The 22,461-nt window shown below is 48.7% G+C and carries 25 protein-coding genes; 6 read left to right on the top strand and 19 right to left on the bottom strand.

Features of this window, described 5'->3' with window-relative positions; all coding sequences use genetic code 11:
* Nucleotides 1-180 precede the first annotated feature (180 nt).
* On the bottom strand, nucleotides 181-1,701 hold the full coding sequence (locus tag ACFQW4_RS00825; RefSeq protein WP_377723195.1) for a recombinase family protein: 1,521 nt from the start codon (nucleotides 1,699-1,701) through the stop codon (nucleotides 181-183).
* Between the two features lie 380 nt (nucleotides 1,702-2,081).
* Between ACFQW4_RS00825 and ACFQW4_RS00820 the strand changes: the two genes are divergently transcribed.
* A complete protein-coding gene (locus tag ACFQW4_RS00820; RefSeq protein WP_377723193.1) occupies nucleotides 2,082-2,681 on the top strand; it encodes an Ail/Lom family outer membrane beta-barrel protein in 600 nt (199 codons plus the stop codon).
* A 76-nt stretch (nucleotides 2,682-2,757) separates the two neighbouring features.
* Nucleotides 2,758-3,366: an Ail/Lom family outer membrane beta-barrel protein gene (locus tag ACFQW4_RS00815; RefSeq protein WP_377723191.1), complete on the top strand. Its 609-nt coding sequence runs from the start codon at nucleotides 2,758-2,760 to the stop codon at nucleotides 3,364-3,366.
* 74 nt (nucleotides 3,367-3,440) lie between these two features.
* Here ACFQW4_RS00815 and ACFQW4_RS00810 read toward each other — a convergent pair whose 3' ends face one another.
* The 8 genes from ACFQW4_RS00810 to ACFQW4_RS00775 form a co-directional block, all read right to left on the bottom strand.
* Entirely contained in the window at nucleotides 3,441-3,863 is a 423-nt protein-coding gene (locus tag ACFQW4_RS00810; protein WP_377723190.1) for a tail fiber assembly protein, read from the bottom strand.
* Nucleotides 3,864-3,880: 17 nt separating this feature from the next.
* Complete coding sequence (locus ACFQW4_RS00805; RefSeq protein ID WP_377723188.1) at nucleotides 3,881-5,296, bottom strand: hypothetical protein; 1,416 nt, start codon at nucleotides 5,294-5,296, stop codon at nucleotides 3,881-3,883.
* A gap of 66 nt (nucleotides 5,297-5,362) precedes the next feature.
* Nucleotides 5,363-6,025: a hypothetical protein gene (locus ACFQW4_RS00800; protein ID WP_091003807.1), complete on the bottom strand. Its 663-nt coding sequence runs from the start codon at nucleotides 6,023-6,025 to the stop codon at nucleotides 5,363-5,365.
* Nucleotides 6,026-7,153, bottom strand: a complete 1,128-nt coding sequence (locus ACFQW4_RS00795; protein WP_377723186.1) for a baseplate J/gp47 family protein — start codon at nucleotides 7,151-7,153, stop codon at nucleotides 6,026-6,028. It lies immediately after the preceding gene.
* Between the two features lie 4 nt (nucleotides 7,154-7,157).
* Nucleotides 7,158-7,523 (bottom strand): phage tail protein, encoded by a 366-nt coding sequence (locus tag ACFQW4_RS00790; protein ID WP_377723184.1) that lies wholly within the window; start codon nucleotides 7,521-7,523, stop codon nucleotides 7,158-7,160.
* 3 nt (nucleotides 7,524-7,526) lie between these two features.
* Nucleotides 7,527-8,138 carry a phage baseplate assembly protein V gene (locus tag ACFQW4_RS00785; protein ID WP_377723182.1) on the bottom strand — a complete coding sequence of 204 codons (612 nt, stop codon included), beginning with the start codon at nucleotides 8,136-8,138 and terminating at the stop codon, nucleotides 7,527-7,529.
* A complete protein-coding gene (locus ACFQW4_RS00780) occupies nucleotides 8,135-9,250 on the bottom strand; it encodes a phage late control D family protein (protein WP_293797537.1) in 1,116 nt (371 codons plus the stop codon). The genes ACFQW4_RS00785 and ACFQW4_RS00780 overlap by 4 nt, the downstream gene beginning before the upstream one ends.
* A gap of 2 nt (nucleotides 9,251-9,252) precedes the next feature.
* A complete protein-coding gene (locus ACFQW4_RS00775; protein ID WP_377723180.1) occupies nucleotides 9,253-10,242 on the bottom strand; it encodes a hypothetical protein in 990 nt (329 codons plus the stop codon).
* An 84-nt stretch (nucleotides 10,243-10,326) separates the two neighbouring features.
* On the opposite strand from ACFQW4_RS00775, the gene ACFQW4_RS00770 reads away from it, so the two are divergent.
* On the top strand, nucleotides 10,327-10,869 hold the full coding sequence (locus ACFQW4_RS00770; protein ID WP_377723178.1) for an ATP-dependent Clp protease proteolytic subunit: 543 nt from the start codon (nucleotides 10,327-10,329) through the stop codon (nucleotides 10,867-10,869).
* A 160-nt stretch (nucleotides 10,870-11,029) separates the two neighbouring features.
* Here the strand turns inward: ACFQW4_RS00770 and ACFQW4_RS00765 are convergent, their stop codons facing one another.
* The gene (locus ACFQW4_RS00765) at nucleotides 11,030-11,245 is read right to left on the bottom strand and encodes a DUF2767 family protein (protein WP_277976387.1); all 216 of its coding nucleotides are present in this window, start codon (nucleotides 11,243-11,245) and stop codon (nucleotides 11,030-11,032) included.
* Between the two features lie 727 nt (nucleotides 11,246-11,972).
* On the opposite strand from ACFQW4_RS00765, the gene ACFQW4_RS00760 reads away from it, so the two are divergent.
* Nucleotides 11,973-12,119, top strand: a complete 147-nt coding sequence (locus ACFQW4_RS00760; protein WP_377723174.1) for a general stress protein — start codon at nucleotides 11,973-11,975, stop codon at nucleotides 12,117-12,119.
* Between the two features lie 295 nt (nucleotides 12,120-12,414).
* On the opposite strand, the gene ACFQW4_RS00755 is transcribed toward ACFQW4_RS00760, so the two are convergent.
* Nucleotides 12,415-14,565, bottom strand: a complete 2,151-nt coding sequence (locus ACFQW4_RS00755) for a hypothetical protein (RefSeq protein ID WP_377723172.1) — start codon at nucleotides 14,563-14,565, stop codon at nucleotides 12,415-12,417.
* 47 nt (nucleotides 14,566-14,612) lie between these two features.
* Nucleotides 14,613-14,882, bottom strand: coding sequence for a hypothetical protein (locus ACFQW4_RS00750; protein WP_254773270.1), 270 nt, complete (start codon nucleotides 14,880-14,882; stop codon nucleotides 14,613-14,615).
* 875 nt (nucleotides 14,883-15,757) lie between these two features.
* Here ACFQW4_RS00750 and ACFQW4_RS00745 point away from each other — a divergent pair.
* Together ACFQW4_RS00745 and ACFQW4_RS00740 are read left to right on the top strand one after the other, a co-directional pair.
* Nucleotides 15,758-16,501 carry a HipA family kinase gene (locus tag ACFQW4_RS00745; RefSeq protein WP_277976391.1) on the top strand — a complete coding sequence of 248 codons (744 nt, stop codon included), beginning with the start codon at nucleotides 15,758-15,760 and terminating at the stop codon, nucleotides 16,499-16,501.
* Nucleotides 16,498-17,334: a DUF3037 domain-containing protein gene (locus ACFQW4_RS00740; protein WP_377723170.1), complete on the top strand. Its 837-nt coding sequence runs from the start codon at nucleotides 16,498-16,500 to the stop codon at nucleotides 17,332-17,334. Before ACFQW4_RS00745 ends, ACFQW4_RS00740 begins: the two co-directional genes overlap by 4 nt.
* Before the next feature lie 185 nt (nucleotides 17,335-17,519).
* Here ACFQW4_RS00740 and ACFQW4_RS00735 read toward each other — a convergent pair whose 3' ends face one another.
* From ACFQW4_RS00735 to ACFQW4_RS00705, 7 genes are all read right to left on the bottom strand, one after another.
* On the bottom strand, nucleotides 17,520-17,891 hold the full coding sequence (locus tag ACFQW4_RS00735) for a hypothetical protein (RefSeq protein ID WP_377723168.1): 372 nt from the start codon (nucleotides 17,889-17,891) through the stop codon (nucleotides 17,520-17,522).
* A gap of 90 nt (nucleotides 17,892-17,981) precedes the next feature.
* Nucleotides 17,982-18,641 carry a DsbA family protein gene (locus tag ACFQW4_RS00730; protein ID WP_377723166.1) on the bottom strand — a complete coding sequence of 220 codons (660 nt, stop codon included), beginning with the start codon at nucleotides 18,639-18,641 and terminating at the stop codon, nucleotides 17,982-17,984.
* A gap of 114 nt (nucleotides 18,642-18,755) precedes the next feature.
* On the bottom strand, nucleotides 18,756-19,244 hold the full coding sequence (locus tag ACFQW4_RS00725; protein ID WP_377723164.1) for a hypothetical protein: 489 nt from the start codon (nucleotides 19,242-19,244) through the stop codon (nucleotides 18,756-18,758).
* A 169-nt stretch (nucleotides 19,245-19,413) separates the two neighbouring features.
* A complete protein-coding gene (locus ACFQW4_RS00720) occupies nucleotides 19,414-19,791 on the bottom strand; it encodes a hypothetical protein (RefSeq protein ID WP_377723163.1) in 378 nt (125 codons plus the stop codon).
* A gap of 9 nt (nucleotides 19,792-19,800) precedes the next feature.
* The gene (locus tag ACFQW4_RS00715) at nucleotides 19,801-20,232 is read right to left on the bottom strand and encodes a hypothetical protein (protein WP_091003855.1); all 432 of its coding nucleotides are present in this window, start codon (nucleotides 20,230-20,232) and stop codon (nucleotides 19,801-19,803) included.
* Nucleotides 20,233-20,263: 31 nt separating this feature from the next.
* Entirely contained in the window at nucleotides 20,264-21,817 is a 1,554-nt protein-coding gene (locus tag ACFQW4_RS00710; RefSeq protein WP_277976395.1) for a phage tail protein, read from the bottom strand.
* A 67-nt stretch (nucleotides 21,818-21,884) separates the two neighbouring features.
* A complete protein-coding gene (locus tag ACFQW4_RS00705; RefSeq protein WP_377723161.1) occupies nucleotides 21,885-22,460 on the bottom strand; it encodes a hypothetical protein in 576 nt (191 codons plus the stop codon).
* Nucleotide 22,461: the final 1 nt, after the last annotated feature.

Below are 22,461 nucleotides of genomic sequence, written 5' to 3'. Positions count from 1 at the left end.
TGCAGAAACCAAAAAAGTTACTATGCAACCTTCCCCACTCTCATGGTGACTTAACCTAGAACCTAAACTTGACATATTTAATGACTCACAGATTAAGAATGATTTAGCCGTTTATTTTTATTAAGACACTTAAATTTTCTCGATATTATTTTTTAAATAAATCTCTAATGGTGTGGCTTATCAGAGAATAATTTCTGTCTGTTCTAAATATGCCATTGCATCAAGTATAGATGACCAGCCTGTAGACTTTGTGAGGGGATAATTCAGAACTTTCATCCCGTTATGCAGATAGATATCACAGGTTTTTGATTTACCATCAATTTTGATATCCAGTATTATTCTGCGAGCTATTAATTGAAATTCCTTGCGGTCGGCTACGTTGAGTACATTTAATGCAGAAGCAGCCTTCATGTCGCGCTCATCCTGTATTTCAGCCATGTCACTCTTTAACTTGATTATCTCAGTAGAAATTTCAGCAGCTCTTACTGTCAGCTCTCTGACATCTGGCGCAAGCTCTATGGCCTTAATCACGTTCTGAAGCTTACCAGTTAATTCCAGCTGCCTGGCTGTCATTGAAGTTAATGCAGTTTCGCTTGATAAATGCAGGTCCATACCTGAAGCACCTTTTATTACTCCAGTAATCAGGTAGCGATCGGTTAAATCTCTTCTGACCGCTTCAGTTTTACATCTGTGCTGACGCCGCATTGAGCAAACATAGTAGCCATACCCCTTTGTGTTGATCCCCGTCAGTATAATGGCATGCCCACACTCTTTACAGTGCATCAGCCCTTTAAAAATATTTATTAGATGGGGATTAAAATTGGTGTTCCTTCTGCTTTCAGGTTCGTAACTTATACGTCTTACCCGCTCAAAATCTTCGATACTAATGATTGCAGGATAATAATTAGAAATGTCCTCAACATCGGGAACTGTTATGCGATATGACGGAGAAAGAACGCCAATCACAGCTTTAGATTTAACCAGTCTTTCAATTGAAGCTGAATTCCATTGTGAAACTTTTCCCCGAAGATTTTTCTTACCCTGAACATTCAGTGCCTGACTGATTTTCTCAAAGGAGCGGCCATCGAGTCTCATTTCGAAAATGGTTCTGATAATGTCTGCTTTGTCTTCAATTACCTCAAAACCATTACCAGCAGCGTTTACTTTCAACCAGGAGGGGCAATGGCGGGTCATTATTTCCCCCTTTTCAGCGGCCTGTTTACGCTTTTCGGCCCAGACTGCTCGCTGCCGTTTAGATTTGATTTCGCTTTCTTCATTAGCGCGCTGAGCTATCAGAATTGCTTTGATGATTGAATAGGGGTCGTCAAGTGAATCGCGGGTATAATGCGTGCCATCAGTGAGTGTGACCACATCGATCCCCGCTTTGAGGATTGTACGGAGTCTGTCGGACGCATCACCTATTTTTTCTCTTGATAGACGATCCAGACTTTCTACAAGGAGTACACTACCCGCTTCAATTAACTCCCGTTGCACTGCTTCCATAAATTCAGAAAATGCGCCTGAAATAGCATGCTGTCCCCTGTATGCGCTCAGCCCAAGGTCCTCGAATGTTACCGGATCAAGGTAGTAGTCAGCGTTATGTTTAAGCCATTCATCAATTAATTTCTTCTGTCTTCTGACTGAATCTCCCTGGACCTGCTGTAAAGATGAAAAACGTAGATAAGCTATAGCTCTTTTCATATTTATCTCCATATCCTCTCAGCTTTAGATTACATGTGGCATTTCAGAATATTATGTTTGGCAATTGACTGAACAACATCAGGATTATATCTCAATAAAATGGACGTTATTGTGACGACGAAATGGGCCATTAAATCCGTGTCTACCAACATGAGAGATGTCTGAACCCCCCCATGAAAAACACGACATCACGAGTAACGAATACAAAATCAGAAATTAAGTCATGTATATACATTAATCTGATGACAACATCTTACTATATAGGTTGTATTTAAACTCTCGCAAACCATAAAATTCATTTTTATGACTAAAAATATCTGTAACCTCTCTACTGATTAATGCGACATCTTTAATCTAATACCTAACGCAGGGCAATTGAGATGCACAGTAAAATAATATGCGCCTTTTTAATCTTGGCCTCAATTACAAGTGGGGCAGCTATTGCTTCACCTGTTGATTACAATGTTAATGCAAACAGAATGACCATCTCCATGGGCTATTCACAAGGGGAACTTCGTGACTTCGGTTCTCTCTATGGGGGAAATCTAACGGTACAGTATGAACCCGATCTACCAGTAGGAATCATGGGTTCAGTGACAGTATTGCGGTCAGACCTGGACGTAATTACTAGCGGCATTAGAAAACATAAAGGATCATCATCAACAAAACCTAGCAACAGTGCTGAGTATTACTCGGCGATGTTTGGTCCAACTCTTAGGTTAAATAAATCCATTAGCATTTATGCACTGACTGGTATATCGCATGGTAAAGTCGATAAAGCCTCAGTTGCTAACTCAATTAGTGGCAAAACTTCCTCCACTAGCTCAAACAGTAACAGATTCGCTTACGGCATCGGCATGACTGCTAACGTAACAGACCATCTAAATCTCAGTATGGGAGATGAAGGTTCCAGTGTCAGGTTTTATGAAAAATTACATCCCATTAATACCGTCATGCTGAGTGCCGGCTATCGCTTCTGATTACATTACGCCCCCCTCAATACACGTAATGGGGCGTTTATCATTCATATCATGTTGGATTTCTACGGAACCAGAAATGAAAAATAATTTGATTAAAATGATCGCCGCATTGGCCTGTGTTTTTTGCATGACAGCAAAAGCAGTGTATATTCCAGACCGCGCCACGATGTTATTTGGTTATGAGTACGGATCAATCGAGGGTTATGGCAGCCTCCACGGACCCAACTTTAAGATGATTTACGAGCCTGAGAGCGTGTTTGGTATTGTCGGCTCTTTGACGGCTCTCAGAAATATATGGGATAACACGGATGAGTTTCACAATGAGAAGGACATCAATGGCAGACGTATCAGGGTCAAGACTGATAAAAAAGCCACACAGGATACGGAGTATTATTCTGCCATGTTCGGTCCATCCTTCCGCATAAACGATCTTTTGACTGTTTATGGCACTTTTGGGTTGTATCATTTGAGAATGGATAAGCCTCTTATACATGACCCGGTCACGAATAAGATGGCAAGAAATGGTTCCCGCTCTTTCAATAATGTTGCCTTTGGTGCCGGTGTTATCCTGAATGTGACGGATACGCTCACGCTTGCAGCAGGATATGAAGGGGCGCCAGCAGAAAAGAATCAGGATTACCACAGCCTGAATGCTGCATCACTGAGTATGGGATATCATTTTTAACGAATTTATATCTCTAAGCATCGAGCTGATTACATCAGCTCTTTCAGCAGGAATTACCGGACTGGTATCTTCTTTTATGCCGGGACGTCTGGCCAGCGAATGGAACAAACATTAACCGGCTCGATGCGGTATACATCAACAAAATGCTTCTTCCATAACAACAGTTTTTGAGTTTCTTCATCCGTTAATGCATGAAATTCTTCAACAATTTTAAGCTGGCGAATTTCGGTGTCAGCCGTCATTAACATCGCATTTCTTTTGTTGACGGCTTCCGCTATACGCTCCTGTTCCGCAGGTTCTGGAGCATCAATCCAGCATGGCATACCATGGTTATCGGCACCACGAATTTTTCCCTGTGGAGGCTGCCCATGATAATTTAGCCAGAGCGCTTCTGATATGTTTATGACATCATCACTCCATGAACCATTCTGAATGTATACCGCTTTTTCATCCAGGTCATAAAAGGCTTTTGTTGTTGCACTGAATCCAATATTCATACTATTACCCCGTGCTTTCAGTGACCAAACGCAACCCAGTAGAATCCGGTTTCACCAGACCCGGCGTTCAGCTCAAAGTGTGTGCCATCAATCACACTGATATACGGGTTCACGACACTCTTTTTATGTGTTCTGTTCAATGAAAACTGAACGTTCAGGCAGCCAGATGGAAATGCGATGGGAAAGCTAACGCTGGTGCTGTTGCTGGAGCGTTCAAAACTCCCACCCTGAATAATGAGTCGCATATTGGGTGATTTATAGTACCAGGCTTTCTTAACGCCTGCAGTTCCAGGCAACAGCCGTTTAAGCCATTTTTCCAGACTTCCGTCCCAAAGTTTACCTCTTACATCACCTTCCTCAGTCAGCTCGGCCTCCCCTACCTTCAAACTTTTTTCGATTGTCAGATTGCCCTGTACAACGACATCGCCGCCAATATGTCCTCCATCGCGGGAATAATACTTTTGATCCGATTCATCTTTGGTGTAGCTGCTTTTAGGTGAACTGAGAATCCAGGCGCCGATCGCGCTATTCCATTCAACTTCCGCAGTATGTCCCTGAGAAATCTGACCAGGCGGCAATTCCTGGTGTTCAGCAGTGAGGATACTGGCCGCTGGAAAATGACTTACCGCCAGTGCCGACGGACCCGAATTTGTATTTTTCGCACGAAAATGTAATCGCATACCGTCGCTGATATGGCCAATTGTTGGCTGAAAAGAGACCTGGTAGTGATTTACGGTTCCCGAATCGATTCCGTAAGTTAGCCTGCCCTGCTGAATCGCACCGATGAGACCATTGACGGGTAGAAAGGGAGCGCCATCAGCGGGACGGATATCCTCCGCACTAACATGGCGATCGCCATAGTTAATCGTGATGACCCAAGCAGATGTATAGCCTGCATCTGGAGGAGGCGTAATCTGAGAGCCGGCTACAGCAGCTACGCCAGCTTTGAGACGAACAATGCAGGCACCTGAACGCACCGTACTCTGAGCATTGCCGGTATTATCAGGACCGCTAAATGCCATAGCAGGATCTGCAGCATTGTAATAAGGTAGAACGGTTTGGACGCCATCCACATCGTTATAGGCAACCTGAATCAGATAGTTGATGCTGTAGCCGGGCGTCGCTGGTGCAGACAGGTGGAATGTAACTGGATCAGGATTAAGTCCCTGCTTCAGCAGTGTGTGTGTCGTGTCAGCTGCAAGCGATGAATACGGCGTACCGTCTGTGTTGTGCAGACTGTAAATCTGCCCTTCTCCTATGTTCACTGCTAATGATTCGGCAACAGCTGGTGTACAGACGAGTCCATAAAGATAGGTATTATCTCCCATAATGACTGATGCCAGTTTGGCCATCCCTGTCATGGCGAATTTGTTGGTGTTAAGTAGGTCAGTTTCGAGCGGAATAGCGCCCGGATAAACAATAAGACGATCCATTATTTCTCCATAGAAATGGCATTTGCTTAAGTGTCCTTAATGACGCCATTTATCTGAATTGACTATTTACTGCAGTCGCACCCATACGAGCGTGCCTTCCATCTTCACTGCTTCAATGGCAGCGTAAATCTGTGCATCCGTGATACTGCCGGCAACCATCTCACGAGAAACATACTCCCCCTGAGATGATTGCCCGTATGCCGCTGTAGAAGTCCGGTAGCCCGCTACCCACGGAATGCCCGCCTTCTTTGAACGCTGGACAGTAACAAATGCCTGGTAAGGTAAAAGGGATGAACCATAACCACCAGCCGCGCCATAACCCATTGTCGGCCGACTATATGCTCCCGTGTCCTGCACCCGCTGCGGCTCAAATATCGTCGGTGAATTGCCCGTCAGTTCTGCAAGAACATCGTTGATAGCCTGTCGTGTTCCCCGCTCACGTAAGAGTGCCCGTTTAATCACCGTGCGAAAGACGTCATCAGTCATATCCACAGGCCGCGTAAGAGAGTTCCCGAAAAAATCATACGCCGCCATATCCAGCCAGCCATCACTGGCGGAAGAGATACGGATCTGTGTTTTGGCGTAAAGATACAGGGTGTAGCACCAGGATAACGCCGCAGCGCATGCTGATAGCGGTCCATTCAGAATGGTGCTTTCCTCTGCAAACCATGCGGGAGGAAGCAACACCCTGAGTCTGGTGTAAAAGTCGTTCTGATCACCTTTGGCCATTCAGCTCACCACGATTTTCCCGGCACGAATAATCTGTCTGGCAGAAACCGCAAAATCCGCCATGCCACCGTTTACCATCAGAGAAGTAACGTTGATTACACATGGGCTGGCGGCATAGGCCACTCTTACCAGCTGGGTGTAGGCAAGCAATTTGCCCAGTGACAGGCTCGACAGGTATTGATTAAGAGAAGCGCGCACCTGATTGACGATCTCCGCGTGATTAGCAGTGGCCTCGGTAGTTACCATTAAGACGACATCGACTTCGATGGTTTCTGGGGGGAACACGCCGAACGACACCGTGAATCCCCGGGTATTTTCGATAGCCTGATAGGCTTTTTTCAGTAATGCAGGTGCGGGCAGCCCTGTGCCATCATCCACCACAGCATAAAAATAGCCGGGCTTATACTCTCCTTCCGGCGTGACATTTTCAGTCAGCGTATAACTGATACCGCTCTGCAGATTACTGATCGCAAAACCAATAGCCGCTTTCGTGGCTCTGGACAGTGAAGCAATCCACAGCACAAAGCGCGCGCGGAAGCTGTCATCGGATTCTGCATCCTTACCGTTTGTAAAAGCATCGTTATTAGTTACGGCATCAACCGACATTACCGAGCCAGTAATGACAGTAACTGTCTTCGCCTGCGCGTTAGCTGCAGTCCCGGCAATATTCGCACGCACCGGGACGGCTAGTGAACTCACACCGGGGGCGATGACATACGCAGCCCGTGCTACATCCCACTCTTTAATCAAAGTGTTGGGTATGACTGAATAGGTCTGAGAGCAGTCAAATGTAGTCACCTGCGCGCCTTCCTTAATCAATGCCTCGCTGCCTGGAGTAAACCGGCTAAACGTCACTATCCCACTGGCCTGAACGGCCTGAAGGCGGAAAAAACTGAAGTCCGCCATCCAGCTGTCCAGGTCTTCGCCAGAGCAGGTAGCTGCACGTGTCGTGACCAGCAACTTCACTATCATCTGCTGTATCCACATGGCCACCCCAGCGTTAGATTCCGCAAGCGATCGCAGGATGCTACCGATCGAAAAATCCAGCAATTTTTCCGCTCGGGCCTGAATAGCCGTGACCTGTTCACTGACGAGTTCAGAGAATGACCTGGTGTTAAGGGAAGCCATCGCTTTACCTCGTTACGTCGAAATGGAGAGATTCATTGACCCTGGTCGTGGCGTCGGTGTAAGCAATTGAGACACTGACCCCACCTTCAATAATTGTCAGCCTGATTACCGGCGGTGGATTACTGGCCACCGATTCCTCCAGTAGCATCTGCCCGGTGATGAGCACTTTCCACTCTCCAGGGTTCACCGTTTCACCAATTTTTTTTGCCAGTCCGGCGCCATATTGGGGGTGAAAAACGTAGTCGCCCGGATTAGTCAGTAGGCGACGTAAAATTCGTTGATTAGTGCGCTCGCTTCCTTTTACTGTTCGCAGGTCTCCAGTAGGCGCCTCCTCGAGGTCGCCGCCTGTGAAGTGATAGATGTCGTACATGCACTAAGGCGCCCGCGTTGATTTAATCTGCTGCTCGGGAGGGTCAGTACGGTTACCCCGACCTTTTTCAAGGTGGGTATGACCGCCATAAACAGTGCGGATGCGATGTAACGATCCAAACCTGCCGTTTTTGTCGAAGATGTCTTTAACGACCCTGAGGTTTTTATCGACCGTCACATCACCGCCGGTAAAGTGATGCGCCGGTGCGTTAAAGGTGAGCTTAATTTTCGCACTTAGCAGAACTTCACCGCTGTTCAGGAACTTCAGGAGGGAGCCACTCTTATGCATCAGCCAGAACTCGCCTGATGGCGGCCCAGGACAACGGTCTTCATCGTTATAAAATTGCCCTGCTGCCATGCCGACGCCTGTCAGACCACTATCAAACTCAATCTCCACCACTGCACCGATCATCGGTCCAGCGGCCATGCCCCAGCCATTGCCTACCCAGGGAGAACTCAGTGATATCCAGCCTGTTTCTTCACCCGTAGGTTGCAACTGAACCTTCACGGCATAATTGTCAGGATCATAGGCAGTGATGATGCCCTGGCGTGTGCCACTTTCACCGGCGGCACTCTGTTGTGCTGTCGCCGCCATGATATTCAGTAATGCTCTCAAAGCCAGACTCCCAGCGCTGGGCTGTGGTTTTTCCCTGATATGTCCATGGTGTACCCCGTTTCCCAGCTCAGCGTCCGGCGTATCCGATCGCAGTGGTAAATCTGGTCGAAAGGACTCTGTGTGCCCTCAATACGTATATGTCTACCCGGCATAAGCAGATTGTCTCCTGCCGTTGATCCACTGAACTTCATCTCATGCTGTACCACCTGCCGGTAAATGGATTGCGCCAGCGCGTGAGCACCCTTTTCTGACAACCCGTTGCGGATGACCCGATAGACCTGCTTTTGGGATGTGGCTTTTCCTGGTGCGATACTTTTAGCCGAAGCCGGAAAGGACACGACAAACTGCTTATTTTTCAGTTTTGCATTCCAGCTCAGCACCTCAACCGTAATCCCCCGGGAAATGGTCAGCGCTCGTGAAAACGACAGGTCGTCGGAGGTATTGCACTGTGGATACGCCAGCAATCCGGGAGGCTGCCATCGAATGACATAGTTCTCAGCTTCAGCCGGATCCCGTTTCGGCTCAAAGTGCAGGTTGTCGCCATCCACGTAAACCAAGAAATTCTCAATGGCCGCAAGCGTTGTGATGAGGTCCCACTCCGTCTGCTCACCTGTCAGGTGTGCAGTATCAATCTGGTAAAATTCGCCAACACGCCTGCTGGTTGCGGTAACAACCGGCGTGAGGCTGTGCCGTTTGGCCAGCATGGTCGCTATCTTTGAGCTGGTCATGTTTTTAAAGCTTTCCCCTGTGGTCTTCGCATCAATAAGCTTCGCGGCAAAGTCACGTCCTTCAGCCAATATCACAAAGCGCGCGGGTTCGAAGTGCCAGGTATCAATGTTGCCGGTGATGTGCTTCTTCTCATCAATGCCTGCTCGCGTGCTGACCGAGATGAACAGTTCAACCCGGATAGTCGTCTGCACTGCCCACCAGTTCAGCATCTGCATGGCGGCTGGCAGAGCTGTGATGGCCAGCGTCAGATCAAACGTCCCGGCGCCGCGAAAGGCATGCGCTTCAACACTAAACGATATGAAAGGCACGTCAGTACCATTCAAAAGACAACGCCCGCTGATTTGGCGGGCGCTGGATAAAACAAGAGGATCGTTGACGTCCATGGCTAGTTCATCGTTCCTGAGGGTATTTGTAGAGTGTTGATACCGCTCAGTTGCGGATCGGTCAGGTCGTTAGCTTCGGCAATTCTGGTCCACATAGATGCGTCCCCGTACTGTTCTGATGCCACCTGATACAGATTGCCTCCAGCAAGGGTAACGGCTTTAAACCCCTCAGCAGACTGACCTGTTCTGACGTTTTTATTCAGTCTTCCCAGCACTTCCTGTAATCGATACAACGCTAAAATACGCGTGCTGCAGTCCAGATGCATAAGCAGGTTATTCACAGTTTTTGATACCGGATTACCAGGAACCAGGCCACCGAGTGAGGTGATATCGCTGGCAGCGGCTTCAAGTAATGCCAGCTCATGCTGGATAATATTACGGGCGGCAATGAGGGGTCTGATTACAGACTGAATCTGCGCGACGGTAGCATGGGCAAAGTCCGTAATCTGTTTTACCGCCTGATGGAAATCTTTTACTGCCCTGGTGACAGCATCGATGCTGATCATACTGGACAGACCCAGCGCACGTCCAAGGTCACTGTCAATCAGTCCTTGCAACGCTCCAGTTAGCGCATCAACTTTTGTCGGTGCACCGTCATTGCTCACAACGGCCACTTCAATTGAATAAGGTCGGCGCCAGATAAACTCATACACTGATGTGAATCGGGTAATAATTACCGTAAAGCGGTAATCGTCGAAAGTGAGCACTGTCGGACGCCCTTCATCCCGCATCCGTTCAAGAGCACTAACGCGTTCACTGGCCTGCAAGCCAGTGATGACGCCAGACCAGGTCAACGGATCGTATTCGGTACCCAGCACATCAATGATGCGCCCCCCTCCAATTAGTTGGTGCTGGACTGTCTTCTGCCGACCGGGAATAACCACACGTTCCGGCACTTCGAATTCCATAAATTCGAATTCGCCTAACATCAGACGTGTGGCGGTCGGATGTCCACCACCGGTGAAAGATAAATTTTCATATTGAATACTCATACGATGATGACTGGACTTTTCCGGTAAGAGGCATTAAAAATTGGTGTTCAGGGATTTACGCCTAATGAGGGCTAAGGGGATTGCATGCGTCACACTGTCCATTTTTTGTGTCCGGTTAACATGTCCACGGTGTCAGGCCTTCAGGACGCATGTCTGAAAGCTTTGGGGAGTGGTGCAACGCAAATTAACCTGCATATCTCCAGTCCGGGCGGTGAGCTGTTGGCCGGTTTTACGGCTTATCACTTTTTAAAATCCCTGCCTGTGCCGCTCCATACCCACAATCTCAGTAACGTAGAGTCCATTGCAACGGTGATTTATCTGGCTGGTAGCGACCGCCGGGTCAACCCAGGCTCGCGATTCTTGATCCACCCTCTTCAGTGGGGCTTCACTAATCATGCTGCGGATCACGCCCGAATAGCAGAGTGGGTGAGAAGTCTCGATAATGATATGAATCGTTTCATTGATATCCTGACTGCAGAGACGAAAAATTCTGGTACGGACTGGTATGCGAAAATGGAAAGCGCTTCATTTATTGATGCTGAGAGCGCCGTAAATTATGGCCTTGCTGATTCTGAGTCCCGGGCGACGCTTGAAGGTTCGATAACTAACTGGTGGGTTAACTGCTGAAAATTATTGAGAATGCAATACTGTGCACGATGCATGAAGGTTCAGTGAGTCAGGCCCCCAATATACTTAACACAAATGTCCACAGAGAACATTGTGAGGTGATTAATGTAGTGCGTACGCATTCTACTGTTCCTGAATCAATGTCTGAATAAGTTTGTGATCATAAGTTGCCCTCCAGAGATTCAATTGCCATCCGCATAGCCTGATGCTCCTCTCCGGTAAGAATTTTGTAACGTGCTGCAAGCTTTTTAATCTCTTCAACTAACAACAAACGGGTGGTCTCTTCTCCCCGGGCAGCTTTTTGTATAGCTACCTGCCCTATAATCTGACACGCATCATCAAAATTCTGTTCGAGTTGTTTACTTAATTTAGACACGATTGGCTCTTAATTTCTGGTTGTTAGTCTTAACTAAGAGTGGATGAATATGATATTAATTCCAATAAGAAAAAAGGAAATGTTGTGGAGTTTCAGTGCGCTGCCCTTTCGAATCCCATGTAGAAGGATTCACACCTCGTCTCATGGTTCATCCACCCTGAGATGATCACGGCCCCGGGTCTGATAAAAGATAAAAATTTGCCGCTTTACATGTACTTCTCTCAACATAATCTACAATCATAATTGTCCTTATCACCCCCTGTGATGAGACCCGCTCTTGTTGGAAATTTGGCACAGGATTGTGCCCAGCCCGGTTGCCACCACTACCGGGCTTTTATTTTTATCACCCCTTATCATCCCTCACATTGTCTTTAATCTGATGCTTTACTTCTCACAAGATTATTAGCAATTGACGGCTATCAGTTAACTGAAGTTTTAATTCACTTAACTGCCGCTTTAGCTTGTCGGCCGCATGAGTCGTCGATCGCTACAATTGATGCATAAAAATGATTAGGAATAGTATGGCTGGGCATAATGATGACGATGGATTTAAAAATGCATACAAAACTCAGCCTGACCCCGCCCCTTAAGTCAAATTTTGGTTACTTATTTGATCTGCATCATTCTATTCCCCTGCATGGGGGTGGAAAAAAACACACAAGCTGCCTAATGTTTTTTATGAGTGGCCTAAAACTAACCTTTATCCAAGATTAATTGAGGACTGACTATGGCAGAAGTAAAACTCAGAGGCGGTGCAGGTAATTTTGCTAACGATCCCAATAGAGCGAGTGAGGCCGGTAAGCGAGGAGGACGTGTCAGCGGTGGTAACTTCAGAAACAACCCGGAACGAGCAATCGAAGCTGGACGTAAATGAGGACGTATAAGCCGTCGCCCTCCAAACCCATCTACATGACGCATTAATAAGATATGTGCCATGGATTGGTATAAATACCTGTCCTACTCCCTATTATTAGGGCCTTTTAGTTCTACAGTCATATACAATCAAGGAATTAGAGATCTTCTTTATTGTTGATAATTTCATCACCAATTTTGGCAATGAACTTCTTTTATTACCTTTTAATGTTGAATACGATTCGGCATTAAATAAGTATCAAAGGGCCATTCTCCTTATGTTCCGTACGGTGCCAGGATAGTTTAATTAACTACAGTCAAGGCATAAATACATTACTGACCTGCCCTGGATGGGTCAATAGCATAGATGGGTCGAAGCGACTGATCCCTGTGGGTGCACGGGTCGCCTCACGCACCTGATGTTGTGTTACGGCTTCGCCCACTGCCTTTTTATCCAGATACACCCTGCTGTGAACCTGTACCATCTGCTGAAATCTGTGTGGCATTGGCGGTATGTCATCACCGCGATACAGGCTCTGCATACCTTTAGCATAATCTACCCCAACCTTATTTCTTCCCTGCGTTGCCATTGCGATCGCCATTGCTGAATGAGTTCCGGATACGCGTGCACTACGGGTTATGGCCTCAATATCACCGAACAGTGTGGAAGCGCTCTTTTTCAGCTGGCGTTGAGCCGTTGTCGGAATGTTGACGCCAGGCAGGTTGTTGAGCAGGCCTATGATGTAGTCAAACAACCGGTTAAAGCCTGACTGCATACTTTCTCCGAACTTATCCGCCCTGCTCTCAATGCCTTCCCACCAGCTGATGAAGTGCTGCCCCATCCCCTTTATCGCAGCCCAGGTTGTGCTGGCCACCTCACTGAACTCTCTCCACATCCCCTTCAGCGCGGGACGGACGCGTGCCCAATTGCTGTAAATCAGTACGCTGGCACCTGCAACTGCTGCGATGGCCAGCGTCACCGGACCACCCAGCATGGCGGCAACAGAAGTTATAACGCCGAGACTGCCCACCAGCCTTGCTCCGGCAATGGTGGCACTTAACAACAAAATGCCACCGGACAGCAGTGTCAGACCCGCGAGCGCAGTCGAAGAGTACGCCGCAATCCGGGTGGCCCATGGATTGTCTTCGGCGAACTGGCTGAGCTTGTCTATAAATCGTGTAAGTCCCAACGTCAGGCTGGTTACCGTGGGCAGCAGTTGGAGGCCCAGGATGGCTTTCAGGTTGGTCCAGGCAGCCGTGAGCCCAACAGCGGCACCGTCAGGTGAATTCAGATAAGTGTCGTAAGCAGCGCTGTAACTCTGCGCACGGTGGAATACCGTGGCGTCTTTGCTCAGCTTGGCGGCATTCTTAATGTGCTGGCCATAAAACTGTCCGGCGTTGCGGTTCAGGTATTCACCGAGCATGTTTCCGACATCATCGTCGGTAAGCCCGCTGCCGTAACGCTGTCGGATTTTATCCGCCATCACGGCAGCAAGTTTATCGGGGCGGGAAAACAACCGCGCATACTCCGGTTTCAGACCGCCACTGGTAACGGACTCACTGCCAAGACTCTGCCGGTATAAATCCCTCTCTTCAGCCGACATGTTGCGCATAGCTTCGCGCATCATCTTAAGTCGTACAGGACTGACACCCTCTTCCAGCATGCCTATTTCAGCGAGCAAACCCTTTGCCTTCCGGTCCATGTGCCCACCAATCAGTGAACTGAATGCTGTCATAAGCGCGGTACCGGATTTGTTACCCCCTTTGTCCATGCTCATCAGGCCAGCAAACTGACCATACAGATATTGCGGATCGAGCATCATATAAGCGGCTTTGCCCGTCTGCGAGGCGGCAAGAAAGTCTTTCGGGCTGACACGCCCGCGTGACGCAAGCTGTACCTGAGACATCATTGACAGCTCATTCAGGAATCGGGCGGGATCATTAATCACTGCACCGCCACGGTGCTCTAAAGCCTTCGCTGCGGCATTGACCAGTCCGTCAGTTGCGCCTTTACCAAGCGCCATACGTACTGTCGCTTCATAGCGGGCAAATTCTGGCGCGGTCTCAACGGCATGGTGCAGGTCACCAAAGGCTGTATGCAGGTCCTGAATCAGGCGAATATTACCTGCAATCGTGGTACCCAGCGTCTGGTGTGCCAGCAACTGCGCCTGCCCCGTTACAGCGGCATTATCCTGAGCGGAAAGATTAAGCGTGCGGAAATCAGTCTGAGCACGCACCAGGTCTCGTGCAGCCTTAAGGGTTGCGTCCAGTCCCTTTGTAATACCCAGGCCAACAGCTGTCAGACCTCCACCAGCAATCGTCATTCTCCCGATCTGTTTCATCTGCGCCTGAAACAATGCAGCCTGATGGTGGGTGTCTGCAAACCTGCGTGAGACAGCCAGTAAACCAGCGGAGATGTTTTCAGTCAGACTAAGCCTGACGGCGACTTTATAGGCCTCTAAATCCATCTACACTCCGTTTTCAGGCAATAAAAAACCCGCTTTCGCGGGTTTAGTCAGGCTGCATGGCTTTTACGCCATTCATCGACCATCTCTCGTGAAACTTCTTTTTTGTAGCAAATAGGGGCATACCCGCCCTGCTTGCTCCACGCACTTCTTCTGCCACAGCTACTGCCATTACGGGCGGAGTTGAACGGACAAGCACAGACGCCAGGATAAGATGCGATTGAATCTTCGATGATGAGCTGTCGTATCTGATCGTCGGTTTGTTTTGATGATTTCGCTTCTGCTGCGCCTACAAAAAGTAAACTAATTGCCATGGCCATTGAAAAAGCGATACTGCGTGTTTTCATGAATCCCTCCTTATGATTAGAGGGACAAATTAGATCAAACTGACACACAGTAATCGTGTGATAAAGAACCAATATATTGCTTAATTTTAATCAATGACTAAAGGCAAAAATCAGCCAACTCTTCTGCCACTAAGTCGGAAGTGACTTTTTCAATCAGCCACCTTTTTATAAATTTTGATGAGGACTTGAGAAACCCGATGCCGACCAGGAATATTCTTATAAATTTTATTGATAATTTTGTGCCTCAGCCTTAATGTGATTTCGCCATTTGGCAACACAATCACACAGAGAGAAACATGATGAAAAAGGTAATGGCTATTTTTTGCCTCATTCTGTCAATGGGTGCTTCGATAAGCGCATTTGCGGGTAACTGTCAGCATAACAACGATACTGCTGCAGACGGTTCACGTTGCGGTAACCGCTCTGCGGACGCCCGCCCGGGCGGCAACTAAACTAATGGCCCACGAAGGTGGGCTGTAACTTTCAAACGGTTTAATGTGGAATAGTTGCTCAGAGGTTATTTTGGCTAAATGATCTCCGTTGGGCGCCGATAACCAAAGGCTAATTACTCATGGAGCTCTATCAATGGAACAGCCTAACCCTCTTGCAACCTTGTCCTTAGTCATCTGGTTTCTGATGTTTATCCCCTGTTTCCGCATGGCACAAAAAGCTGGCTTCGGATGGAAGATGGCGCTCCTGCTGTCATGTCCAGGCATTCACTTCATCATGCTTTACGTCTTCGCTTATAAGAAGTGGCCAACTGCCCCCTATAGGTAAGCACTGATCATATGTCAGGATATGGCAATCAGAACTATCCGTGTATCGTTGCCTAATTAATCAACGCATGGATGAACATCACGTTGGATTCTCCTAAAATCAGCGTCGTCGAATTTATCCGGCGCATTAACGAAGGCAGCACCAAGCCAATTCTATGCCGATGCGATGATGGCAAAAAATATATAGTTAAATCAATGCCATTAATGCCACCAAAACACCTTCTGGCTGAATTTATCTCTGCTTGCTTAGCTAACGATCTTGGTCTTCCATTACCAGATTTTAACGTCGTTTATATACCCGACGAGCTCCTTGAGTTTTCTCCAGAACTTAAAGCTGACATAAAGTCAGGGTATGCATTCGCTACTCTTTACATTGAAAATGCTGTTTCTTTGACGTTTGCTCAATCAAGAAATGAGCAAGTTGTTCCTGAAGATGATCAAAAGAGTATCTATCTGTTTGACCGATGGATCATGAATGGCGACAGGAGCCTCACTGCAAAAGGAGGCAATGTAAACATGCTGTACGACGTTCAGCATGATAGGTATTACCTGATTGACCACAATCTTGCCTTTGATCAAAATGCAGATGTGGGTGATTTCGACTACCACGTATACTCCCATAAATCGAGGGAGTGGGCTTTTGACTTGGTAGATCGTGTTGTGCATAAAGAAAAACTTTTAAATACCTATTGCCGTATGCCTCACTTCTGGGAAGATGTACCGGATGAATGGTGTGTTGATCAGGATTTCATCAGCAGCATTGAGACAACGCTCATTAGAGCCGAAACCGATGATTTTTGGAGCAGTATCACATGACAACGCCTTGCTTATACAGCATCGTTAGATATTCACCGTACCCGGAAACTGAAGAGTTTGCGAACGTAGGTGTTGTCATATGCGCTCCAAAGGAGAATTACTTCGACTTCATGATGGCAAATCGTAACGACTCTCGCGTTAGGAGGTTTTTCCACGACGATTGCATCTTCCCTTTAGCTAAAGATACGTTCTTCAGAGAATTAGGGTTTGCTAAAAACACTGCAATTGAAATTAGCGGTGCTCAATCTCTTTCTCAATTCTTTCATTACTTTACTGCCAAACGCGAATCAATCTTTCATTTCAGTCAAGCTAGAGTTGTGCTTACAAACAACCCTAAAGAAGAAATGAAAAAAATATATGATCGATATGTAAATCATAGTGATTACACTAAAGCGCGCAGGGAAGAGGTTTTAGCCAAAGAGCTAAAACTAAGTATTGATAGAATTGATGGACTGAAAAATATGTATAGAAACCAAACAATTAATGGGACACTTTCTAAGTTTTCTATGCCTCTTGTAGCCAAAAGGAACGACATAATCTCACGTGCAATTAAGCCGCTGGCTTTTGAACAGTCTGAGCCTGGTAAAATGATGGAGCATGGTGACACATGGGTAATGAGAGTGACTCGGGCTGCTGAAGAAAAGTTACTCGAAGTGAAAGATGTTTTGTTTACTATTGAGGAACCAACCTCACCTAGCTCAGCCCAAATCAGAGTGCTTGATTCAATAAAACTTAATTTGGACAAGCATAAAATTGCGCATATTCCCGCAAGTGATCATCGCTCAGCAATAGAATTTGCCTCTAATATCATCGTCGACAGGTCTAAACATTAGGGTCCAATTTGTGGACCCTGATCACATACTGCCCTCACACTCTACCGCTTCGCATGCAATACCCACCACACCAACTAAGCTAATATCGTCTCTTACTTCCCTGTGATGAGGCCATGCTCTTATTGGAAATCTTTGGCACAGGATTGTGCCCAGCCCGGTTGCCACCACTCCCGGGCTTTTTGTTTTCAGCCTTGTGTTTTCTTATCGGCCACTTTTTTCAGGAACATCCACTGAATGCTGTAGGCCACACCGCCGGGCGCCAGTACCCACGAAGACGAAGAGTGTCCATCTGTGCCCATCACCACGAACGTCACTCCGACCAGGTTAAGCAGTTCGACGACCTTTCTGTCCCAGGTTTCTGCGATACCGGTATCGCCTGGCACCACATCCACTTCGACGCGTGTACCTGGCGGGCATGTTACACGTGTGCATGTTCCATGAATTTTAGCCATGGTGTTGTCCCAGCTGTCTCCGTAGTAGGTTTCACTGTCATTCGCATCCATGCCAGCGCCAACCATCGTCAGCGCCAGTAAAGTTAATACTGATAATGAGTTCATACCCTTTCGCCCCGAAAAATGCCGAGACTATAAGCTGACACTGACAGCGTTAAGTTTTCCGCAAAAATGCTTTCCGTTCGTTTTCACACATTACGTTTCCGTCTGTGTGCGCTTCACCGCCTCTTCAATTTCACTGAAAGGCACATCACCCGTCAAAACGGTGTCGCCGATAAGGGTCGCGGGCGTATGAGAGATATTGAGTTTTTTCATCAATGCTTTATTCAGCGCCAGGGTATGCGTGACCTCCGGGCTGAGTTGATAAATTGTTGAGCCTGCAGAGCGGACTGCATTCCGGATACTGTAATCATCCAGTAAGCCCTGATAACGCATCAGATAGCGATGAAAGGCCTCAAATGTTGAGGGCTGTTGTTCCCATAAAGTCAGAGCCATACGCGAAGGGTTAAGTGGCTGAAACATGGATGGACTGAATTTGTAAGTCACAGCCAGCTGAGGATGCAGCGCCAGCAGCCGATGCAGTTTTTCATCCAGGCATTTACAGGCTTTGCAACTGTAATCGGTAAAACATACCAGCGTCAGCGCCGGTTGCAGCGCCCCGACTCGCGGTGAATGAGGATCATCAAGCAGGTTGCTGCGAATTAATGCCTCCGTCTCCGGAACCCTTTCGGGCGTATATGCCACCAGCTCCGGAGCAGGCACGCGATGGATGTGACCTGGTGCGATGGAAACAACCTGCGCAGGTGCAGGTAATGCAGGCAGTAACATCATTGGGACAATCAGGGCTTTCAGCATAATGACTCCCGAAACAGTTCATCGGCCGGCCCCGTGAGAAGGTCAACTATTGGCCGTAATGACATTGAGGCGATAATTTGACTTAAGTTTGGCGATGAAGTTTCGTGGCGGGATTTATATCTGGCGGTCATATCCCAGAACACTGTGAATGGCTGTGCCTTCAGTGATACCCGTTACTGCAGCACGCCCCAGTATCCGGCGGATGGTGCGCTCATTGTGGATGACTGCCGGGCCAAGCACCGGACGAGGAGGCATATTGACGGTACCGAATTCAAACCAGGGAGCTCTTTTATCTTTTGAACCCACCACCGCCTCGAAACCACTGATCTCATGCTCCCACGTATCGCGGAACTCACCGGTACGCAGAAGCGGGGCTTCCAGTGGAAAGCCTTTTCTCGCCTTGTCCGCTTCGGTACTCTCAGCCAGCGGAGCCCAGTCCTGAAAAGGACCCACCGCCGGCTGATAAAAACCGATTTCATCTTTCGCGGTCTGTGCGATAGATTCTGCGACGTTTTCGAGTCCGTCAGCCAGTCGCTTGTGCAGCGTGACTTCCAGCGCCGCAAATTGCAGTGCCGCAGCGAGGAATCCATCTAACTCTTTCACGTCTGTTTCTCCCAGGCCCATGTCTGCCAGTTGAACTGCGCGCCTTCCAGCTCTGAAAAGACGATCGCCATCGCGTGCCGTTCGTGCGTCACCATCTCTGTCACATCAAATACCATTGAGAATGGAACCCCGTTCTTCAGCAGCCAGCAACGACTGCGAAAATCAGGGTTCAGGGCGAGTTTTTTGTGGCGGTCCTGTGAATGTCATCACCTTGATTGCAGTCTCCGGTCGGGAAAAATTGGGTGGCCAGCGCGTCCATGCCCTCGCGCCCCAGAATGCTGATCATGGCATCTACCTGAGCCTGCGTCTGAGGAATGGGGTACTCATCCCCATCAATGTCTGAGACCCGCGCTGCAGGAATGGCATACACATTCACATAAACCGGGTTCATTGCGGCCTGCGCGCCAATTGCCAGAATCAGACGTGATTCCTGTAACGGGTCAAGCTCGCGATAGCGGATAACGCGACCGCGAGTGTCAGTTACCTGATTTAGTACAGCAACGGAGAGTTCATCAGATCTCGGTTTTTCATGGACTGTGACTTTCACTCAGTAACCTCAGTTAACTTTTTTACGACGGCTGGCTGTGAACGTCAGCGTCTGGTTGACGGTTTTCTCACCCTGCTTGTTGCCGGCATCGGTGAGGTGAAATGACACCCCTTCATAGCGGAACACGCTGACCGTGCCATTCGCTTCAGTGATGGTTTCAGTAATGGTGCCGCGCGGCTGATCAATACCGTTGTAGTAGTTCTCTTCCCACTTCGCCCAGAAGTCATCCAGCGTGGCATCCATACGTTCAGCCGTAATGGTCCCATGCCAGCCAACAGGGATTTGTAATTCATCAGTAATGCCGTTGAGCGGGGTAATCTTCTGTGTCGAAACCTGCGGCTTTGAGTCAAAGCTCATTATTTTGGGAATGCGCAGCTTGCCCGTGTGCGTATTGATATCAACAGCGATATCGCGGCCCACGGTATAGCCAAGGGTTGGCATGGTTTATCTCCGGATTAATAGCGCAGCGGCATTAGCGGTGTGAGTCGTTTGAGACGGAGATGGACACGCTGCCGCCCCCTTCCATATTCACCAGGAAATAGCGCACCACATTCAGATACTTGACCTGCACATCGGCCGTCATATAGCCCAGCGCAACGCGGGAATCCGGGTTGTTGGTCGCATCGAGGCGCACTGAGAAAGCCGGCCCGCCGTTCGGATCGCCGATCATCTTCAGCCCTTCCAGGTTTGACAGGAATGACTCCAGCGTGCTTTTCGTTTCCCGGCGCAAATCCACCGTCTGGTTGTCACCCACCACGCCACCAAAGCTTGCCGCAATCGTCAGCGACAGGAAGTTGGTCATGCGGGTGTAAGTGTCATCATTCTGGGTCGGGTTGGATGAGGTATTCCGCCCCGAGCGCATGCCAAAGTAATGGCCGCCCGGACAGGGATTGGTGATGACATCAAGACGCGCTGAGTTAATCGCGCCGATTTCCGGTACTGAATAGGGACGCCCCGCCTGCTGGCGCTCCGTGGCAATAATGCCAGGGATACGTTTGTTCAGGGTGGAGATATGCGGTGATCGGGATGCAATATTCGCCGCTTCGAAGGTGGCTGGCGCAATCATGCGGTTTATACCGTTGGCGCTATCCTTCCAGAACGGCCAGTCACCAACAATAAGTTTCAGGTGCCAGTCATCCACACCAGAACCGTTAAGCGCTTCAGACAGGGTTTTGTAGTCGGTGGAAACACCGCCCTGGGTGATGATATATGCCCCTTCTGACTCCGCAAACGCAGCCATCGAAGGCCAGCAATTTTTATCCGTCACATCAATCAGGTTGATGACCTGCGAGTTCGTACCTCGCAAGGCAAACATGCCTTTACGAGGGGTATCAATACCGTCCTGACCAAGGAGAATTGTGTCATTAATTCCTGTTACGCCATCGGTACCGCCACTCAGGGTGACCTCAGTAGCCGGTGACGGCGTCGTCGCCTCTGACTCGGTGACTTTTGCCCTGACTAGCTGGCTGGGACCGCGAATATTCATCTGCCCGTGGTTCACCGCCTCTGCCATGGCTTTCCACATCGCATCCCCTTCACCTTTCAGGTTATCGAAGACCTCAGCACTGACACCCGGCAGGCTGATGGTGAGCTTTCGTGAACCGACGGCGGTCCCGTTACTGATGCCTGCGCTGATCTGATTGCCGCGCGTGCCGCTGTACAGTGCCGTGAGCAACAGTGAAGCCTTGCTCCCGTTATTAAAGAGCATGGCGCTGGCAGACGTATCCCGTCCGTTGGTAACGCGGACACAGTTCAGATTCGAGGCGCCGAGCTGCAGTGAGATCGCCGCAGCGGTGGATAAATCGTACTGGCGATTCCTGGGTGATCCCAGAAAAAAAGCCATGTCAGTATCGGAACTGATGCGGAATGCGCTGTTTACCGGTCCCCAGCTGGCCACGCCCACCAGCCCCAGTCCATCTGTGGGTACGCCATTTATATACCGTGTGCGGGGCGGCACGACCTGCACGTACAGATCGGGTGCCGTCAGTGCAGACGTGTTAAGGCTACCGGAAGGATAAATCGGCATGAGGATTACTCCGTAATAAATCAGTAATGCGGGTAGCGGGTTGAAGCTGATGCGAGAAAGGCAGGCATCAATGCCTGAGGTTGTGGCTATTTACGGTGACAGCAATCTCAGTCACCTCCGGCGCACTGATGGCCTGAGTTGTGGCGTAATTAACACTAAAAATCAGGTCTCGACGGTAAACGTGCCAGTTCTCAGCAGCATCCGAATCAAACTGTCGGGCATAAAACATCTGCGCCGGTGCACCGTCTCTAAGGTCAATGTGGCACTGTTCTGTCAGCGCAGTATCGATGACTGTACCGACGGTGTTTCTTAGCGGAGGCGTCGGTGCCCAGACTGTAATCTGAAAGTCTTTGATCTGACGTTTCAGCTCCCTGACCGCTTGTCCGGCAACGTATCCAGATAACGCCATCCGTCGGAATGGCCTGCCCAGCGGCGTAGTCACTTTCCGTTCAGTGGGTAATGGCCAGACGGAAACATGCACAACGCCCGCGTCCATATCAGGCTGCAATGCACCAGGCACAGGCCAGCCGGGGTATATTTTGATGGGGGCTGTCACGATGCTTGATGCATTGACACCTGCGGGATACAGCACCTCAGCTATCCGTTTTGCGAGGTAATTTGAGACCTCATCAATACTGGCCATC

It is taken from the genome of Pantoea sp. GCM10028869 (assembly GCF_042666835.1).
GTDB classification, from domain to species: Bacteria; Pseudomonadota; Gammaproteobacteria; order Enterobacterales; family Enterobacteriaceae; genus Pantoea; species Pantoea leporis.
The sequence above is the reverse complement of the archived record's forward strand: the minus strand, read 5'-3'. Positions and strand labels throughout refer to the sequence as shown.